The following is a 16,769-nucleotide window of genomic DNA, read 5'->3' as shown; positions in this document are numbered from 1 at the left end:
CTCTCTCCACGGTTGGGGTCTTGTTGTTCTTGCTTACGCCGGCAGCGTCGCCGACAGGAATTGTTGCAGCCGTTCGGATTTCGGCGCGCCGAACAGGGTCTCGGGCGGGCCTTCTTCCTCGATCCGGCCCTGATGCAGGAAGACGACATGGTCCGACACATCCGCCGCAAGCCGCATGTCATGCGTCACCAGGATCATCGTGCGGTGTTCGGCGGCCAGATCCCTGATCACCCTGACCACTTCCTGCTGCAATTCGGGATCGAGCGCCGAGGTCGGCTCGTCGAACAAAAGCGCCTGCGGCTGCATGCAGAGCGCCCGCGCGATGGCGGCGCGCTGCTGCTGGCCGCCCGAGAGCTGCGCGGGCCAGGCGTCGGCCTTGTCGCCGATGCCGACCTTGGCCAGAAGGCTGCGGGCGAGCGGCTCGACCTGTTTCGGGTCGCGGCCCAGCACCGTCACCGGCGCCTCCATCACGTTTTGCAGGATCGTCATGTGGCTCCAGAGGTTGAACTGCTGGAACACCATCGAGAGATTGGTGCGAAACCGCACCACCTGCGCGCGGTCGGCGGGGCGGCGCGCAAGGCCGGTGCCGGTCCATGTCACCGCCTCGCCGGAAAAGATCACCTCGCCGGACTGGCTGTCCTCAAGCAGGTTGCAGCAGCGCAAAAGCGTGGATTTGCCCGAGCCCGAAGAGCCGATCAGCGACACGACCGTGCCGCGTTCGGCACGGACCGACACGCCCTTGAGCACTTCAAGGGCGCCGTAGCTCTTGTGCAGATCCCTGATTTCGATGACGGGCGCGGTTGGGCTCGGGGCAGTCTGGCTGTTGGTCACTTTGCGGCTTCTCTTTGTCCGGTCAGTCAAGTTGGCGCGATTTCGGGGGCAAATGCAACGGGCGAGTTGGTCTGTCACGGGGCAAGCGCCAAAACTACCGGCAGATGGCGCGGGATTGGGCACAGCCGCGCTCAGCGCTGCCCGGCCGCCACCCTTTGCCGCGCCAGACCCGAATCGCGGTCGGAGACGCCCAGCAACCGGGCGGCGAGGCGGATCAGCGCGTCCTCCTCGGGGTTGCGCGCGTCATCGGCCAGCGCCACCTGCCACAGCGCCTCGATCACGCCGATCCTGTCCTCATAGGCGATCTTGTCCTTCAGCGCGCGGGTGAAGCGCACGGTGTCGGGGGCTTCGGCTTCAAGGGCCTCGGCGCGGGCGCGCAGCTCGGCCGCTTCGGCCGGCGACAGGCCTGAGCGCGCGGCGAGCACCTGATCGATATGGAAACGCTCGTCCGCGTCATAGTGTTCATCCGACCGCGCCAGCCGTACCAGCAGCGCCGCCAGCGCAAGGTCGGCGTCATCCGCGGTCAGCGGCTTCGGATGCGGATCGGCCAGAAGGCCCGTCAGGAATTTGAACATGGCTGCAGTCTAGCGCGCCCGGGGCCGGGGGCAAGGGCGCGATGGATCGGCGATCGAAACCGGGGTTTTCCGCGCCCGCGCCGCTTGCCCGGATTCCGGCCAGGGTCTAAGGTGAGACGCCCGTGGAGGCGGGCTTGTCATGACGCAGGTTCAAATCGGTATCAAGAAGGGACGCAAGTTCGACCAGGTCCTTGACGGCGCGCGAAAAGTGTTTCTGCGCGACGGGTTCGAGGGCGCCTCGGTCGATGACATCGCGCGCGAGGCCGGGGTCTCCAAGGCGACGCTTTACAGCTATTTCCCGGACAAGCGGCTGTTGTTCATGGCGATCGCGACGGGCGAATGCCAGCGTCAGGCCGATGATGCGCTGGAATTCATCAACGAGGGCGACAGGCCGGTGCGCGAGGTGCTGCGCTATGCGGCCAACAAGCTGATCGATTACATCACCTCGCCGCTGGGGCTGCAGACCTACCGGCTTTGCGTCGCCGAGACCGACCGGTTTCCGGCACTCGGCCAGCAGTTCTACGCCTCGGGGCCGCTTCTGGTGCGGTCGCGCATGGTCGACTACCTGCGCAAGGCCGTCGCGCGCGGCGAGCTGCAGATCGAGGATTTCGAGCTGGCCGCCGATCAGTTCGCTGAGCTGTGCAAGGTCGATGCCTATCACGGCTTCATCTGCGGCGTGACCTCGGACTATCCGCCCGCGCGGCGCGCGCGGGTGATCGAGGGCGCGATCGAGATGTTCCTCGCCCGCTACGGCGCCCGCGGCTGAGCGGGCAGGGCCCCCCCGGGCGGCCGGTCGTCTTCCCCCCGTGCCGAAAAGCAAAACGCGCCCCGTGGGGCGCGTTTCGGTTTCACTGTCCGGCAGACCTCAGGCCTTTTGGCGCTTGTAGGGCGCCCACAGACGCTTGTTGGTCAGGTAAAGCATCACGCTCAAAAGGCCGAGCATGACGACCGCGACCAGACCCATCTGCTTGCGGGCAACCAGTTTCGGCTCGGCCGCCCACATCAGGAAGGACGCCACGTCCTGGCCCATCTGATCCACGGTCGCCGGGGTGCCGTCCTCGTAGGTCACGAGGTCGTCAAACAGCGCCGGAGGCATCTGAGCCCAGCTGCCATGGGTGGTCTTGATCCCGGCGGCGTCCTTGCAGGTGTCCGGCACGCCGCCGACCTGGAAGACTTCGTTGTAGTAGTAGCCGTCGATGCCCTCGGGGGCGCATGCCGGGTTTTCTTCGGGGAAGCCGGTCACGTAGCGATAGATATATTCCGGACCGCCAATGCCCTTGAAGAGCTGGTTCATGCCGGAGCCGGCCGGGCCCGAAAAGCCCGCCCGCGCCTTCGCCATCACCGACAGGTCCGGGCCCATGCCGTCGCCGACGCGGATCGGGAACATGTCGGTTTCCTTGCGGTCACGCTCTTCGCCGCTGTCCTTGTCGATGATCGTGTCGAGCCCGGCCGCATATTCCCGCACGAAGGTCGGGTCGAGCTGCGGGCCGCCGTCATCCGACAGCGTGCGGATCGGCACGAACTTCATGCCGTGGCAGGTCGAGCAGACTTCGCTGTAGACCTGGAAGCCGCGGCGCAGCTGTGCCTGGTCAAACTTGCCGAAGATCCCCTCGAAGCTGAAGGCATGGTCTTGCACGTTGCTGTTCGCCAGGGCCGCGCCGGAACCGAGAACCAGGGCCGAAACCGCAGAGATCAGAAGTTTTTTCATGATGTCGGTTCCTTTCCTCACTCGGCCGGATTGCCGTAGTGGCTGTTGAAGTCTTCCTCGATCGAGGCCGGGATCGGTTCCGGTTTCTCGGTCGCGCCCAGAAGCGGCAGGATCACGAGGAAGTAGGCGAACCAGTAGGTCGAGGCGATGAGCGAGATCCAGTCATAGGGATACTCGGTCGGCATCGCGCCCACCCAGGTCAGCACGACGAAGTCGAGCACGAGGAACCAGAACCACATCCGGAACTTCGGACGATAGGCGCCCGAACGGACCTTCGAGGTGTCGAGCCACGGGGCCAGAGCCATCACGGCGATGGCGCCGAACATCGCGATCACGCCGAAGAACTTCGCATCGACGATGCCGAAGGTCAGACCGTCGACCAGGATCACCACCCAGACGTCGGCGGCGAAGGCGCGCAGGATCGCGTAGAACGGCAGGAAGTACCATTCCGGAACGATATGCGCCGGGGTCGAGAGCGGGTTGGCCTGGATGTAGTTGTCCGGGTGGCCGAGGTAGTTCGGCATGTAGGCGACGACGGCGAAGAAGCCGAGCAGCACGAGGGCCAGCGCGAACAGGTCCTTGATCACGAAATACGGCCAGAAGGGCAGGGTGTCCTTCTCGGCATCGGCTTTCGAGGTGCGGCGGACTTCAACCCCGGTCGGGTTGTTGTTGCCGGTGGTGTGGAAGGCCCAGATATGGATGGCGACCAGCGCCGCGATCACGAAGGGCAGCAGATAGTGCAGCGAGAAGAAGCGGTTGAGCGTCGCGTTGTCGACCGCCGGTCCGCCCAGAAGCCAGGCCTGGATGCTCGGCCCGATGCCCGGGATCGCCCCGAAGAGGCCGGTGATCACGGTGGCGCCCCAGAACGACATCTGGCCCCACGGCAGCACGTAGCCCATGAAGGCGGTGCCCATCATCAGCAGGTAGATGACCATGCCGACGATCCAGGTGATCTCGCGCGGGGCCTTGTAGGAGCCGTAGTAGAGACCGCGGAAGATGTGGATGTAGACGGCGAGGAAGAACAGCGAGGCGCCGTTGGCGTGGATGTAGCGCATCGCCCAGCCGCCGTTCACGTCGCGCATGATGTGCTCGACCGAGGCGAAGGCCAGGTCGACATGCGGCGTGTAGTGCATCGCCAGCACGATGCCGGTGACGATCTGCAGCACCAGCGTGAAGGCGAGGACGATCCCCCAGATCCACCACCAGTTCAGGTTCTTCGGCGTCGGGATCATGATGGTGTCATAGACAAGGCCGACGATCGGCAGGCGGTCGTGCAGCCACTTCTCGATGCCCGTCTTGGGCTCGTAATGGTCGTGCGGAATTCCGGACATGTGTCTTTCCCCTCAGCCCAGCTTGATCGTGGTTTCGTCGACGAAGGCCGCGACCGGAATGTCGAGGTTGCGCGGCGCGGGACCCTTGCGGATACGGCCCGCCGAATCGTAGTGCGAGCCGTGGCAGGGGCAGAACCAGCCGCCGAAATCACCGGACTTGTCGCCCATCGGCACGCAGCCGAGGTGGGTGCACACGCCAAGCATCACCAGCCATTCGCCGGTGTTGGTGCCGTCGAACGCCGCCAGAGAGCGGTTTTCGTCGGTCGCCTCGGCGCCCGGCTTGTTCGCGTTCTCCGCCGAGGTGTCGCGCAGCGCCCCAAGCGGCACCGAGCGGGCCAGCTCGATGTCCTTTTCGTCGCGACGCCGGATGAACACCGGCTTGCCGCGCCATTTCACGGTCAGCTGGGTGCCCACTTCGACCGCCGAGACATCGACGAAGATCGATGACATCGCCTTGACGTCGGCCGAAGCGTTCATTTGGTTGATCAACGGCCAGACGGCCGCGCCGGTCACCACCACCCCGGTGGCTGCGGTGGCATGATAGAGGAAATCCCTCCGAGTGCCTGCGTTGTCTTCTGCGTGGGACACGTGTCTTCTCCCTTCCCCGAACTTGAAATTCAAGTCGATGCGCCTTTGCGGGCCACACAGAATGCGGCCGGACAGTGCCCGTTTAGCGTCCGGGAAACCCGCAGTCCAGCATACATTCACAAGCGGGTGAGGCGAAAAGCCGCGGCTCGGCCCGATTCGCGCTTTTTTGTCGCTGGGGCAGGCGCTTGCAGGCCTCAATCGGGTGCAAGCATGTAGCCAAGTCCGCGCACCGTCTGCAGGTAGCGCGGCTCGCGCGGGTCGGGCTCGATCTTGCGGCGCAGACGGGTGATCTGCACGTCGACGGCGCGGTCGCCCGCGGCATCCTCGGCGCTGGCGGAACGGTCCCGGCCCAGCTCCTCGATCAGTTCGGTCCGACCGATCACCTCGCCCGCATGGGCGGCGAAGATTCGCATCAAGGCGGCCTCGGTCGCGGTGAGGCGCACCGGCTGATCGCCCTGGCTCAGTTCGCCGCGGTCGAGGTCATAGCGCAGCGGCCCGAGCGACAGATATTTCGGCCCCGCCGTCACCGCCTCGGGCACGCGCCGCAAGATCGCATTGATACGCAGCAGAAGTTCCTTGGGCTCGAAGGGCTTGGGCAGGTAATCATCGGCCCCGGCCTCGAGCCCCTCGATCCGCTCGCGGGTCTCGCCGCGGGCGGTCAAAAGCAGGATCGGCGTCGTCATCTTCGTGCGCAGATCGCGGGTGAGCGAAAGCCCGTCCTCGCCCGGCATCATCACGTCGAGCACGATCAGGTTGAACTCCAGCCCCGAGAGCAGGCGGCGGGCATGCGCCGCGTCGCGCCCGGCAGTCACCAGAAAACCATTGCGGATCAGGAACTTCTGCAGAAGTCCACGAATCCGTTCGTCATCATCGACGATCAAGAGATGCGGGGGCGAGGCCGACATCATTCGGCATCCTTCAGCATCTGGTAATGGCGCCGCATCGCCGGATCCATCATCGCCTCCAGCACCTGCCGGAAGCCCGCCACCGCCTGCGGCCCCGCCGCGCGATAGGCGGCGCGCATCCGCACCCGTTGCGCCTCGGACAAGGCGCGTTCCAGCACCGCGCCCTTTTCGGTCAGGTGCAGATGCCGCTCGCGCTTGTCGCGCCGACCGACGCGGCTTTCGACCAGACCGTCGTCAATGAGCGTGCGCAAGACCCGGTTCAGGCTTTGCTTCGTCACCCCCAGAACCGAGATCAGCGTCGTCACCGTCAGCCCCGGCTCGCGGTTGATGAAATGGATGGCGCGGTGATGCGCCCGGCCATAATCGTGCTGATCCAGGATCCGGTCCGGATCGGCGGTGAAGCCGCGATAGGCGAAGAACATCGCCTCGATGCCCTTGCGCAGCTGTTCGTCGGTCAGAAACAGGAGCGTTTCGCCCCCGGGGGCTCCGGTATCGGCCATGTGATCCTCGCTTTTGCGCGACTTTATGTCAGCCTTGTTGACTTTCCAAGAATCAATTGTTACCGAAGCGCAGATTTTGCGCAATATTATGTCCGAGACGGACCTAGATGGCGCAACTTGTGAAAACGAAGCAGCCAAGGAGGGCGTGATGGCCGGGGCTTACGACGATCGTGACGGCAAGATCTGGATGGACGGGAAACTGGTCGAGTGGCGCGATGCCAAGGTCCATATCCTGACCCATGCGCTGCACTATGCCTCCTCCGTCTTCGAGGGCGAGCGCTGCTATGACGGCAAGATCTTCAAGGGCGTGGAACATTCGATCCGGCTGCGCAAATCGGCCGAGCTGCTGGATTTCGAGATCCCCTACAGCGTGGAAGAGATCGAGGCGGCGAAATACGCGATGCTGGCCGCGAACGGCTGGACGAACGCCTATGTGCGCGCCATCGCCTGGCGCGGGGCGGGCGACGACATGGGGGTCTCGGCGCGCAGGAACCCGGTGCGGCTGGCGATCGCCGGTTGGGAATGGGGCAACTATTACGGCGATGCGAAGATGAAGGGCGCCAAGCTCGACATCTCGAAATGGCGCCGCCCCGATCCGAAGACGATCCCCTCCGCCGCGAAGGCCGCCGGTCTTTACATGATCTGCACGATGTCGAAACACGCCGCCGAGGCCAAGGGCTGCTCGGACGCGCTGATGATGGATTACCGCGGCTATGTGGCCGAGGCGACCGGCGCGAACGTGTTCTTCGTGAAGAACGGCGAAGTGCACACGCCGCTGCCGGATTGCTTCCTGAACGGTCTGACCCGGCAGACGGTGATCGAGATGCTGAAGGGCAAGGGCATCACCGTGCATGAGCGCCACATCGAGCCGGTGGAACTGGCGGGCTTCGAGCAGTGCTGGCTGACCGGCACCGCGGCCGAGGTGACCCCGGTGGGGAAGATCGGTGATTTCCACTTCGAGGTCGGCGCGCTGACCCGCGACGTGGCGGAAAGCTACGAAAAGCTGGTGCGGGCCTGACCCTGCCCCTCGGTTCGGGCGGAACAGGAAAGGCACCGCCTTTCCCCGCCCGTTCGGACATCGCTTGCACCAAGACCGTCTGCCCCGCGCGCAGCAGAGGCCGACGCCTGCCGTGGGCGGGGCGGGCGCTGGCCGGGGACTTTGGTCCCCGGCGGTGGTTGCTGCAGGTGTCTCGCATGGCCGCGGCCAAGGCAGGCGCCTTCAGAGATCGCGACCCCGAAAAGACCAAGGCGGGCCATCTGCTGACGGCCCGCCTTGGTCTTTTTCATGCCGCCGCTACGGTGGCACGCCGGAGACATGCCCATCACCGTTTCGGCCCCCGGGTTTCAGCAAGTCCGGTTCACTCGTCCCTCCGGGCTTCCTCGCGATCGATCCGCAGGAACTCCCGGACCTTAGCTTCCGAGCGCTCCGCCGGGCGCCGCACCAGCGCATCCACAGCCGGATGCACGCCGCCACGCCGGTCGATTTCAAGGAATTGCCGCATCCGCGTGCCTTCGGCCGCTTGTTCGGCATGGTCGATGATGGAACGGGTCATGGTTGCCTCCTTCGCTTCATCTGAGAAAAGATTAGCACAGAATCACCGCCCTGTCTTTGCTCAGGATCATGGTCGGGCGGAATCTCGCGCGGGTTTCAGCCCTGCGGCGTCACCGCCTTGCGCGCGCGCTGCCGTTCCAGCCCCAGCCGCCGTTCGCGCCAGATGATCATCACGCCAGCCGCGATGATCAGCCCCGCCCCGCCCAGCATCCAGACCGTCGGCACCTCGGCGAACATCCAGTAGCCGATGCCGAGCGCGAACAGCATCGAGACATATTCGAACGGCGCCACGATCGAGGCATCGGCGAAGCGATAGGACGAGGTCAGCAGGATCTGCCCGATCCCGCCCAGAATTCCGCAGGAAATCAAGAGCGTGGCCTCATGGGGCGTGGGCAGGACCCAGCCGAAGGGCACAGAGATCAGCGACAGCACCGTCGAGGTGACGGAAAACCAGAACACGATGGCCGAGGTGCGCTCGGTCGCCACCATCTTGCGGATGAAGACCTGCGCCAGCGCGGCGAATGTCGCGCCCATGATCACCAGCATCGCGCCCAGCGTCGCGGCGGGGTCGCGGCCCTCGAAATCGCCCAGCCGCGGCCAAAGCACGATCAGGACGCCGATCAGCCCCAGGCTGACGGCCGTCAGACGAAAGGCCCGCACCTCCTCGCCCAGAAACATCGCGGCGAAGATCACGGTGAGGAGCGGGGCCGCATAGCCCAGCGCCGTGACCTCGGGCAGGGGCAGGAAGGCGAGCCCCGCAAAGCCCAGCCCCATCGCCGAGGTGCCCGCGACGCCGCGCCAGACATGGCCCATGGGCGCGCGCACCTTCAGCCCGACGGACAGTTCGCGCCGCCACAAAAGCCAGGCCAGAATGACCGGAATGGCGAAGAGCGAGCGGAAGAAGACGGTTTCGCCCGGCGGGACATGCGGGGCCAGAACCTTGATCACCGTCGACATGGCGATGAAGACAAGAACGGACAGGATCTTCAAAGTGATCCCGGTGACCGGGTTGGGGGTCAGGCTGGCGGCGGCAAAGGGGGCAGACATGCGGCCAGCTTACGCCTTTGCGGGCCGAAGGAAAGGGTCAAAGGCCAAGCCGCGCCAGCGCCCAGGCGGCGGCTTCGGCCACGGCGGGATCGGGGTCGTGCAGATGCGGGCGGGCGGCTGCGGCCAGATCCCGGCGCCCGGAATTTCCCAGCGCATAAAGCGCGTTGCGGATCATCCGGTCGCGGCCGATGCGCTTGATGGGGCTGCCCGCGAAACGTGCGCGAAAGGCCGTGTCGTCAAGCGCCAGAATCTCGGTCAGCGCGGGCGTGCCCTGTTTCGCCGTGTAACCGATGTCGCGCGCCGTGACGGCGAATTTGTTCCAGGGGCAGGCGGCCAGACAGTCGTCGCAGCCATAGATCCGGTTGCCCAGCCCCGGCCGCAGCGCGGGATCGACCGGACCGCGGTGCTCGATCGTCAGATAGGAAATGCAGCGCCGCGCATCCATCTGATAAGGCGCGACAAAGGCCCCGGTCGGGCAGGCGTCGAGGCAGGCGGTGCAGTTGCCGCAATGGCTGATCTCGGGCGCATCGGGCGGCAGATCAGCCGTGGTGAAGATCGCGCCCAGAAACACCCAATTGCCCAGATCGCGCGCCAGAAGATTGGTGTGCTTGCCCTGCCAGCCCAGCCCCGCGGCCTGCGAAAGCGGCTTTTCCATCACCGGGGCGGTGTCGACGAAAACCTTGATTTCGCAAGGGGAATTCTCGATCAGCCAGCGCCCGAGCCGCTTCAGCCGCCGCTTCACCAGATCGTGGTAATCCTTGCCCTGCGCATAGACCGAAATCGCGCCGCGGTCGGGATGGCGCGTCGCCGCGCGCGGGTCGAGCTCGGGCGTGTAGCTTTCGGCGAGCAGGATGACCGAACGCGCCTCAGGCCAAAGCGCTGCCGGGTTGCCCCGCCACTCCATCCGTTCGGCCATCCAAGACATCTGCCCGTGATACCCGGCCGCGACAAAAGCCGAAAGCCGGTCGGGCAGGTCGGGACAGGCGTCGGGGCGGGTGATCCGCGCTTTCGCGAACCCGATCGCCAGCGCTTCGTCAATCAGGCGGGTCTTCAACGTTTCCAGTTCCGCCTCCTTCGGCCGGGGCAGGGGGCGCCGCCCCCTCTTTGCCTGACGGCAAATTCACCCCCGAGGTATTTCGGGCAAGATGAAAGGGTCGTGTTTCATCTTGCCTCAAATACCTCGGGGGTCCGGGGGCGGAGCCCCCGGCTTGCCTCAGAAATCAAGTTCCGCATATTGCGGCGAGGGCGGCACCCCGGGCAGTTGGTCCGCCAGCAGCGAGCGGAAGGCCGGGCGCGACTTGATCTTCGCATACCATTCCTTCACCGCTTCGGAGCGGTGCCAGTCGACGTCCGAGATATAGTCAAGGCAGCTCAGATGCGCGGCGGCGGCGAAATCGGCCAAGGTCATCACGTCGCCCGCGAGCCAGCGGCGGCTGTCCAGAAGCCAGGCCATGTAATCAATGTGATACTTGATCGCGCCCAGGCCTTCCTTGACCGTCTTGCTGTCCGGGTAACCCTTTTTCTGCACCTTCTTCCATACCCGTTCGCCCATCACCTTGGCGGTGACCTCGGTGTTGAACTTGTCGTCGAACCAGGTGCAGAGGCGGCGGACCTCGTAGCGCGCATCGGCGTCGCGCGGCATCAGGGGCGGGCCGGGCACCACCTCGTCGATATATTCGCAAATCGCCTGACTTTCCGAAAACAGCCGGTTGTCATAGCGCAGCACCGGCACTTTCCCGGCCGGGTTGCGGCGCAGGAAATCGGTGCTTTTTTCCCAGTAGCGCTCTTCGACCAGCTCGACCTCGATGCGTTTTTCGGCGAGCGTCAACCGCACCTTGCGGCAAAAGGGCGACAGAGCAACGTGATATAGGCGGTTCATCGGCAACACCCGCTGCAAGCTTTTCCCCCTGATAGACCCGGCGGGGGGTGGGATCAATGCTTCATGCGAGGGCGTTAACCATTCCCCTTTGGTTTGGCGGGTTTACGCGCTTTCGGCTTCGGCTCGGGCAGGCTGCGCGCCATCAGCGCGATCAGGCCCCAAAGCCAGTCCGCCTCTTCCCAAAGGTCGGCCTCGATGCGGAAATGCGGCTTCGCGCCGGGGTAGGGCAGGCCTTCGACCGGAGTGCCCAGATAGGCGGCGGCCTCGGGGATCGGGCGCACGAACAGCGTGTCGTCGCAGATCAGCGCCACCATCTTGCCGCCCGCATAGATGCCGTATTCGCCGAACATCTTGCGCGCGCTGACGCCGCGGCCGTCGAGCTGTTCCAGAAAGAATTCAACGGTTTCCGCGCTGGTCGCCATCACAGCGCCCGCCGCGCCCGCAGCGCCGCCGAGATCGTGCCGTCGTCGAGATAATCCAGCTCGCCGCCGATCGGCACGCCCTGCGCCAGCGAGGTGACCCGGGTGCCCGTGCCCTCCAGCGCCTCGGCGATGTAATGCGCCGTCGTCTGCCCCTCGACCGTGGCGTTCAGCGCCAGAATCACTTCGCTGACCGCCTCATCACGGACGCGGGCGATCAGCTGCGGGAGGCGCAATTCCTCGGGGCCGATGGCATCGAGCGCCGAAAGCGTGCCGCCCAGCACGTGATAGCGGCCCTTGAAGGCGCCGCCGCGTTCCAGCGCCCAAAGATCGGCGACATCCTCGACCACGCAGATTTCGCCGGTGGCGCGGGCGGGGCTGTCGCAGATCTCGCAGCTGGCGCCCATCGCGATATTGCCGCAGATCGGGCAATCGCGGGCGGTTTCGGCCACCCGCGCCAGCGCCGCCGCAAGGGGCGCCATCTGCCCCTCGCGCTTGCGCAGCAGATGCAGCACCGCGCGCCGGGCCGAGCGGGGCCCAAGCCCCGGCAATCGCGCCATCAGCGCGATCAGCGCCTCGATCTCGTCGCGGGGGGCTGTCATTTCAGGTAGTCATCTCAGCCGGGCAGGCCCATGTCGGCGGGCAGGCCAAGCTCGGTCATCAGCTTGCGCTGTTCCTCGCCCGCCTTGTCCTGCGCGCGCGCCTGCGCGTCTTTCACCGCGGCGACGATCAGATCCTCGACCACTTCCTTTTCCGAGGCGACCAGAATCGTCGGGTCGATATCAAGGCCCGTCAGCTCGCCCTTGGCGGTGACGCGCGCCTTGACCAGACCGCCGCCGGCCTCGCCGATGACGATCATCCGGCCCAGATCTTCCTGCAGGGTCAGCATCCGCTCCTGCATTTCCTTGGCCGCCTTCATCATCTTGGCCATGTCGCCAAGCTGCCCCAGTCCCTTGAACATCGTGGTCCTCCGATCGGTTTCGCGGGTCACAGATAAGCATCGCTTGCGGCCGCGGCAAGGCGGTCAGCGCCGCAGGGTGGTGCAGGGGCTCAGCCGTCCTCGAACGGGTCCCATTCGTCCTCAACCTCGGGCAGGGCCTCGGCGGCCTGTTCGGCCTCGAGCGCGTCGGAGAGCACGATCTCTTCGAATTTCGCCTGCGGGAAAGCGGCGAAGATCGCCTGCACGACGCGGTTTTCCGCCCGCGCCTCCGCCTCGGCGGCAAGGGTCGCGGCATTGCGGGTCTCGTCGATCGTGGCGGCGCCGCCCTCGGAGACGACCGAGACCCCCCAGCGCGCGCCGGTCCAGCCCTGCAGCCGTTGCGCCAGGGTCTGCGCCAGATCGCGCGGCGCGCCCGGCGCGGGTTCGAATTCGATCCGGCCCGGCGCGTAATGCACCAGCCGCACGCCTTTTTCGACCTCGACCAGCAGTTTCACGTCGCGCATCCGGCCGATCAGCGCCACCACATCCTCAAAGCGCGCATATTTCGCCAAGGCCGAGGCCGCGGGCGACAGTGCCAGCGCCGCCGATCCCTGCGTGGAAAGCGGCCGCCCGCCCAGCAGGTGCCGCGTCGTCGCCTCGGCGCGCGGACCGCCACCGCCCCCGCCGCCCTGCGACGGGCCATGACCGCCAGACACCCCGGGGCCCGCCATCACCTTACGCATCAGCGTTTCCGGATCGGGCAGATCGGCGACATGGGTCAGCCGGATCAGCGCCATTTCCGCCGCCATCATCGCATTTGGCGCGGAAGACACCTCCTCGATCGCCTTCAAAAGCATCTGCCACAGCCGCGACAGCACCCGCATCGGGATCGCCAGCGCCATGGCCTGACCGCGGGTGCGTTCCTCGGGCGGCACGGTCGGGTCTTCGGCGGCTTCGGGGGTGATCTTGATGACCGAGACCCAATGCGTGATCTCGGCCAGATCGCGCAGCACCGCCATCGGATCGGCGCCGTCGCTGTATTGCGCGCCCAGTTCGGTCAGCGCCCCCGCCGCGTCGCCCTTGAGGATCATGTCGAAGAGATCCAGCACCCGGGCGCGGTCGGCCAGCCCCAGCATGGCGCGGACCTGATCGGCCGTGGTCTCCCCCGCGCCGTGCGAAATCGCCTGATCGAGCAGCGACATCGCATCGCGGACGGAGCCCTCGGCGGCGCGGGTGATCAGCGCCAGCGCGTCCGGGGCGATCTGGGCGTTTTCCTGCGTCGCGACTTTGGACAGGTGGTTGATCATCACCTCGGGCTCGATCCGGCGCAAATCAAACCGCTGGCAGCGCGACAGAACCGTCACCGGCACCTTGCGGATCTCGGTGGTGGCGAAGATGAATTTCACATGCGCGGGCGGTTCCTCGAGCGTCTTCAACAGCGCGTTGAAGGCCGAGGTCGAGAGCATGTGCACTTCGTCGATGATATAGACCTTGTAGCGCGCCGAGGCCGCCCGGTAGTTCACGCTTTCGATGATTTCCCGGATGTCGCCGACGCCGGTGCGGGATGCCGCGTCCATCTCCAGCACATCGACATGCCGCCCCTCGGCGATGGCGCGGCAATGTTCGCAGACCCCGCAAGGCTCGGTCGTCGGCTGGCCGGTGCCGTCGGGGCCGATGCAGTTCAGCCCCTTGGCGATGATCCGCGCCGTCGTCGTCTTGCCGGTGCCGCGGATGCCGGTCATGATGAAGGCCTGCGCGATCCGTGACGCCGCAAAGGCGTTTTTCAGCGTGCGCACCATCGCCTCCTGCCCGATCAGATCGGCGAAGGTGGCGGGGCGGTATTTGCGCGCAAGGACCTGATAGCCCGAAGAGGTCGCGGCGGGGCTGTCGGCGTCGGTCATGGGGTCTCCTCGGTTCGGCGCCACTCTACCCGCGGGGGCGCGCAAGTCAAACCGATCCCCGCCCCGAAGCGAGGCATTGCCCCGCGCCCTCGCAGTCCTGCGGACGCGCAAGGCCAGATGTCGCTTGAAACGGGCCGCCTCTTGCTCAAGACTCCGGCTCAGGGCGGTCGATGCCTTCCGCCCGGGGGGCTCCGGGGATCGGGGCGGCATCGATCGCTCGGGAAAAGCGACATTGGCGTCGACATTCGTGATCGGGGACAGCTGGCATGACGGATACCACGACCTTCGGGTTGCACGAGGGCAGCGCGCCGTCCGGCCGCCGCACCCGACTTGTCGTGCATTTTGGCGGCCACAAGACCGGCAGTTCCTCGATTCAGGAAACGCTGCAGGCGGGCAATGACCCGAAGAACGGGTTCGTCTTTCTTTTTTGCGGGCATCCGAACAGCTCTGCGATGATGCAAAACGCCTTCCTGCTGCCGGAGAAGCTGCTCTCGATCCGCGCCAGCGAAGCGACCCGCGCGGATCTGCCCGCGATGCGGGACTGGGCGCGGACGCATTTGCGCCGGATCATCCTCGAGGGGATCGCGGCCCGTCCCGAGGGGCCGTTGATCCTGTCGGCCGAATCCATCTCTTCCTTCGTGCCGGAAGAGGTCGACATGATGCTCGCGTTCTTTCAGGATCTGCCGGTCGAGCCGGAGTTCATCGGCTATATCCGCGAGCCCGCCGCCTATCTGCGCTCCAGCTATCAGGAGATTCTCAAGCTCCGGATGCCGCCCAATCCAGTGTTCGCGCCTGCCGAAGCGACCGTGCTGCCCCTGACCCATCACGCCGTCGTCGAGACGCTGGATCGCCGCGTCGGGCGGGAGCGGGTGCAGGTCTTCATCTATGACCGGGCAAGCTTTCCCGAGGGCAGCGTGGTCCGGCATTTCTTCTCGCTGCTGGGGGTCGATCCGGGCGCGTTCACGCGGATCGACAGCAACCAAGGCATGTCGCAACTGGCGGTCAAGCTGCTTTACACCTATCGCCGCCTCGGCGACTGTCCCTTTGCCAACCGCGGGCCGCGGAGGGTTGAGCACAAGTTTGCCGAAGATCTGGGCCGTCTGCAGGATGTGCCCTTCGAGCTGCATCCGGAGTTGCGCGACAAGGCGCGTGCGGTGAACAGCCACATCTTCGGCTGGGCCGAGGCGCGGCTGGGCCGTCCCTTCCCCGAACCGGAGGCCAAAGCCGGGACCGGGATTCGGAGCGAGGCGGATCTGCTGCGCTTCAGCGACGAGGAGCTGGCGAAACTCTCCGCTCATGCGGCCGAGTTCGGGATTTCCACCGCCGATCTCTCCGCCGATCCGCGCGCGGTGGCCGAGGTCCTGTGCCGGATCAGGCAGAGCTACGGCTGATCGCGCCCGGGCGGGGCGTCTGAATTTCGCTGAAGGGGGGAGGGGTGAGAGGCTGGACATCGACCCAAGCGGGGCTCGTTGCGGCTGCTTCCTTCCGGACCTGACCGGGTTGGCGAGGCGCTCGCCCGCGCCAACCTCTCAAGGGCTCATATAAGGGCGGATGACGGCGCTTGCAAGCGGGCTGTGCAGCGGGCCGAAATGGTGTCCGATCTGACCTTGGATCTGACCGAGGCCATCGCCGAGGTCACGCGGCACACTGACCCCGAGCCGGTCGGGGGGGCAAAGGCCCCCGGCCAGCGCCCGTCCCGCCCATGGCGGGCGCTTCTCGCCCGCCGGGCCGGGCACCGGCCTCTGGTGTGCTTGGGGAAACGGTCGTGATGAACCGTGGTCGCGGCGGGCGGGGAAACGCCGTGCGTTTCCTGGTCCGCCCGATCCGGCGGCGCGCTCACAGCGCGATCGGCAGCAGAACCTCGGGTTCGATCACCTGCACGCCGGGCAGGCCCTCGGCCAGCACCTTGGCGGATTGCTCCAGAAGCGGGAAAGTGCGGTAATGACACGGCACCACCACCTTGAAATCGAAGTATTTCTTCGCGGCCCAGGCGGCGGCCTTCATGTCCATGGTGAAATGCCCGCCACAGGAGAGAATCCCGATGTCGGGGCGGAAATAGTCCCCCATCCAGCCCATGTCCGCCGAAATCCCGGTGTCGCCCGAGAGATAGATCATCCGACCCTCGCCCGCGATCATGTAGCCCGACTCGGTCCCGGCATAGACCGGCCCCGTCGGACCGCTCATCGAAGAGGAATGCGAGGCGGGCACCATCGTCACCCTGGCGCCCGCCAGATCGACGGTGCCGCCCTTGTTGAAACCCACGCCCGCGATCCCCTCGGCCGCTTCCCAATGGCTGATCGTGTCATAGATGCCCACAACCGGCACGCCCAGCTCGCGCGCCAGCGAAAGCGTGTCGGCGGAATGATCGCCATGCCCATGCGTCAGCAAGATATGCGTCGCCCCCGCCAGCGCCTCGGCCCGCTGGTCCATCGGGAACATCGGATTGCCGCTCAGCCAGGGGTCGATCAGGATCACCGCGCCCTCGATCTGAAGCCGGAACCCGGAATGCCCGAACCATGTCAGTTTCATGCCGCTCCTCCCATTTTCCGCGCAAAGTCTAGCGCAGGCGCGCCCAAAGGGAAGCGGCGCTTGAATCACCCGCCCCCGGACGCTA

Annotated in this window: 19 protein-coding genes and 1 other RNA gene; 3 read left to right on the top strand and 17 right to left on the bottom strand. The window is 66.0% G+C overall.

All coding sequences use genetic code 11. The features are described 5' to 3' along the window. Positions 1-33: 33 nt before the first annotated feature. Positions 34-831 carry an ABC transporter ATP-binding protein gene (locus LY44_RS00175; protein ID WP_055209350.1) on the bottom strand — a complete coding sequence of 266 codons (798 nt, stop codon included), beginning with the start codon at positions 829-831 and terminating at the stop codon, positions 34-36. Between the two features lie 131 nt (positions 832-962). Next, positions 963-1,406 (bottom strand): tellurite resistance TerB family protein, encoded by a 444-nt coding sequence (locus LY44_RS00170; protein WP_055209352.1) that lies wholly within the window; start codon positions 1,404-1,406, stop codon positions 963-965. Positions 1,407-1,545: 139 nt separating this feature from the next. Between LY44_RS00170 and LY44_RS00165 the strand changes: the two genes are divergently transcribed. After that, on the top strand, positions 1,546-2,172 hold the full coding sequence (locus LY44_RS00165; RefSeq protein WP_055209354.1) for a TetR/AcrR family transcriptional regulator: 627 nt from the start codon (positions 1,546-1,548) through the stop codon (positions 2,170-2,172). 99 nt (positions 2,173-2,271) lie between these two features. Here LY44_RS00165 and LY44_RS00160 read toward each other — a convergent pair whose 3' ends face one another. The 5 genes from LY44_RS00160 to LY44_RS00140 form a co-directional block, all read right to left on the bottom strand. Beyond that, positions 2,272-3,114 carry a cytochrome c1 gene (locus LY44_RS00160; protein ID WP_081024419.1) on the bottom strand — a complete coding sequence of 281 codons (843 nt, stop codon included), beginning with the start codon at positions 3,112-3,114 and terminating at the stop codon, positions 2,272-2,274. A gap of 17 nt (positions 3,115-3,131) precedes the next feature. Next, positions 3,132-4,445 carry a proton-pumping cytochrome bc1 complex subunit PetB gene (gene petB / locus LY44_RS00155; protein ID WP_055209356.1) on the bottom strand — a complete coding sequence of 438 codons (1,314 nt, stop codon included), beginning with the start codon at positions 4,443-4,445 and terminating at the stop codon, positions 3,132-3,134. A 12-nt stretch (positions 4,446-4,457) separates the two neighbouring features. Further along, complete coding sequence (gene petA / locus LY44_RS00150; RefSeq protein WP_055209364.1) at positions 4,458-5,033, bottom strand: ubiquinol-cytochrome c reductase iron-sulfur subunit; 576 nt, start codon at positions 5,031-5,033, stop codon at positions 4,458-4,460. A 194-nt stretch (positions 5,034-5,227) separates the two neighbouring features. Next, positions 5,228-5,938 carry a response regulator gene (locus LY44_RS00145; RefSeq protein ID WP_055209365.1) on the bottom strand — a complete coding sequence of 237 codons (711 nt, stop codon included), beginning with the start codon at positions 5,936-5,938 and terminating at the stop codon, positions 5,228-5,230. Then, on the bottom strand, positions 5,938-6,438 hold the full coding sequence (locus LY44_RS00140; protein WP_055209367.1) for a MarR family transcriptional regulator: 501 nt from the start codon (positions 6,436-6,438) through the stop codon (positions 5,938-5,940). The genes LY44_RS00145 and LY44_RS00140 overlap by 1 nt, the downstream gene beginning before the upstream one ends. Positions 6,439-6,586: 148 nt before the next feature. On the opposite strand from LY44_RS00140, the gene LY44_RS00135 reads away from it, so the two are divergent. After that, complete coding sequence (locus tag LY44_RS00135) at positions 6,587-7,456, top strand: branched-chain amino acid aminotransferase (protein ID WP_055209369.1); 870 nt, start codon at positions 6,587-6,589, stop codon at positions 7,454-7,456. Positions 7,457-7,796: 340 nt separating this feature from the next. Here the strand turns inward: LY44_RS00135 and LY44_RS00130 are convergent, their stop codons facing one another. From LY44_RS00130 to LY44_RS00095, 8 genes are all read right to left on the bottom strand, one after another. Next, a complete protein-coding gene (locus LY44_RS00130; RefSeq protein WP_055209371.1) occupies positions 7,797-7,991 on the bottom strand; it encodes a hypothetical protein in 195 nt (64 codons plus the stop codon). Between the two features lie 95 nt (positions 7,992-8,086). Then, on the bottom strand, positions 8,087-9,037 hold the full coding sequence (locus LY44_RS00125; RefSeq protein WP_055209372.1) for a DMT family transporter: 951 nt from the start codon (positions 9,035-9,037) through the stop codon (positions 8,087-8,089). 37 nt (positions 9,038-9,074) lie between these two features. Then, positions 9,075-10,091: a tRNA epoxyqueuosine(34) reductase QueG gene (gene queG, locus LY44_RS00120; RefSeq protein ID WP_111395935.1), complete on the bottom strand. Its 1,017-nt coding sequence runs from the start codon at positions 10,089-10,091 to the stop codon at positions 9,075-9,077. A gap of 159 nt (positions 10,092-10,250) precedes the next feature. Next, positions 10,251-10,916, bottom strand: coding sequence for an FtsZ-binding protein FzlA (fzlA, locus tag LY44_RS00115; RefSeq protein WP_055209376.1), 666 nt, complete (start codon positions 10,914-10,916; stop codon positions 10,251-10,253). Positions 10,917-10,990: 74 nt separating this feature from the next. After that, positions 10,991-11,338, bottom strand: a complete 348-nt coding sequence (locus tag LY44_RS00110) for a TfoX/Sxy family protein (protein WP_055209378.1) — start codon at positions 11,336-11,338, stop codon at positions 10,991-10,993. Then, positions 11,338-11,937, bottom strand: coding sequence for a recombination mediator RecR (recR, locus tag LY44_RS00105; protein ID WP_055209380.1), 600 nt, complete (start codon positions 11,935-11,937; stop codon positions 11,338-11,340). Before recR ends, LY44_RS00110 begins: the two co-directional genes overlap by 1 nt. 14 nt (positions 11,938-11,951) lie before the next feature. Then, positions 11,952-12,296 carry a YbaB/EbfC family nucleoid-associated protein gene (locus LY44_RS00100; RefSeq protein ID WP_023922022.1) on the bottom strand — a complete coding sequence of 115 codons (345 nt, stop codon included), beginning with the start codon at positions 12,294-12,296 and terminating at the stop codon, positions 11,952-11,954. 89 nt (positions 12,297-12,385) lie between these two features. Further along, positions 12,386-14,155, bottom strand: a complete 1,770-nt coding sequence (locus LY44_RS00095) for a DNA polymerase III subunit gamma/tau (RefSeq protein WP_055209382.1) — start codon at positions 14,153-14,155, stop codon at positions 12,386-12,388. A 266-nt stretch (positions 14,156-14,421) separates the two neighbouring features. Here LY44_RS00095 and LY44_RS00090 point away from each other — a divergent pair, with 266 nt between their 5' ends. Then, positions 14,422-15,546, top strand: coding sequence for a hypothetical protein (locus tag LY44_RS00090; RefSeq protein WP_055209384.1), 1,125 nt, complete (start codon positions 14,422-14,424; stop codon positions 15,544-15,546). 42 nt (positions 15,547-15,588) lie between these two features. Here the strand turns inward: LY44_RS00090 and ffs are convergent. Next, positions 15,589-15,687: signal recognition particle sRNA small type (gene ffs / locus LY44_RS00085), an RNA gene on the bottom strand. Between the two features lie 304 nt (positions 15,688-15,991). Further along, entirely contained in the window at positions 15,992-16,684 is a 693-nt protein-coding gene (locus tag LY44_RS00075; protein WP_055209388.1) for a metal-dependent hydrolase, read from the bottom strand. Between the last annotated feature and the right edge of the window lie 85 nt (positions 16,685-16,769).

Origin of the sequence: Rhodobacter capsulatus, assembly GCF_003254295.1 — a bacterium.
GTDB classification, from domain to species: domain Bacteria; phylum Pseudomonadota; class Alphaproteobacteria; order Rhodobacterales; family Rhodobacteraceae; genus Rhodobacter; species Rhodobacter capsulatus.
This window is presented reverse-complemented; position numbering and strand designations above follow the sequence as displayed.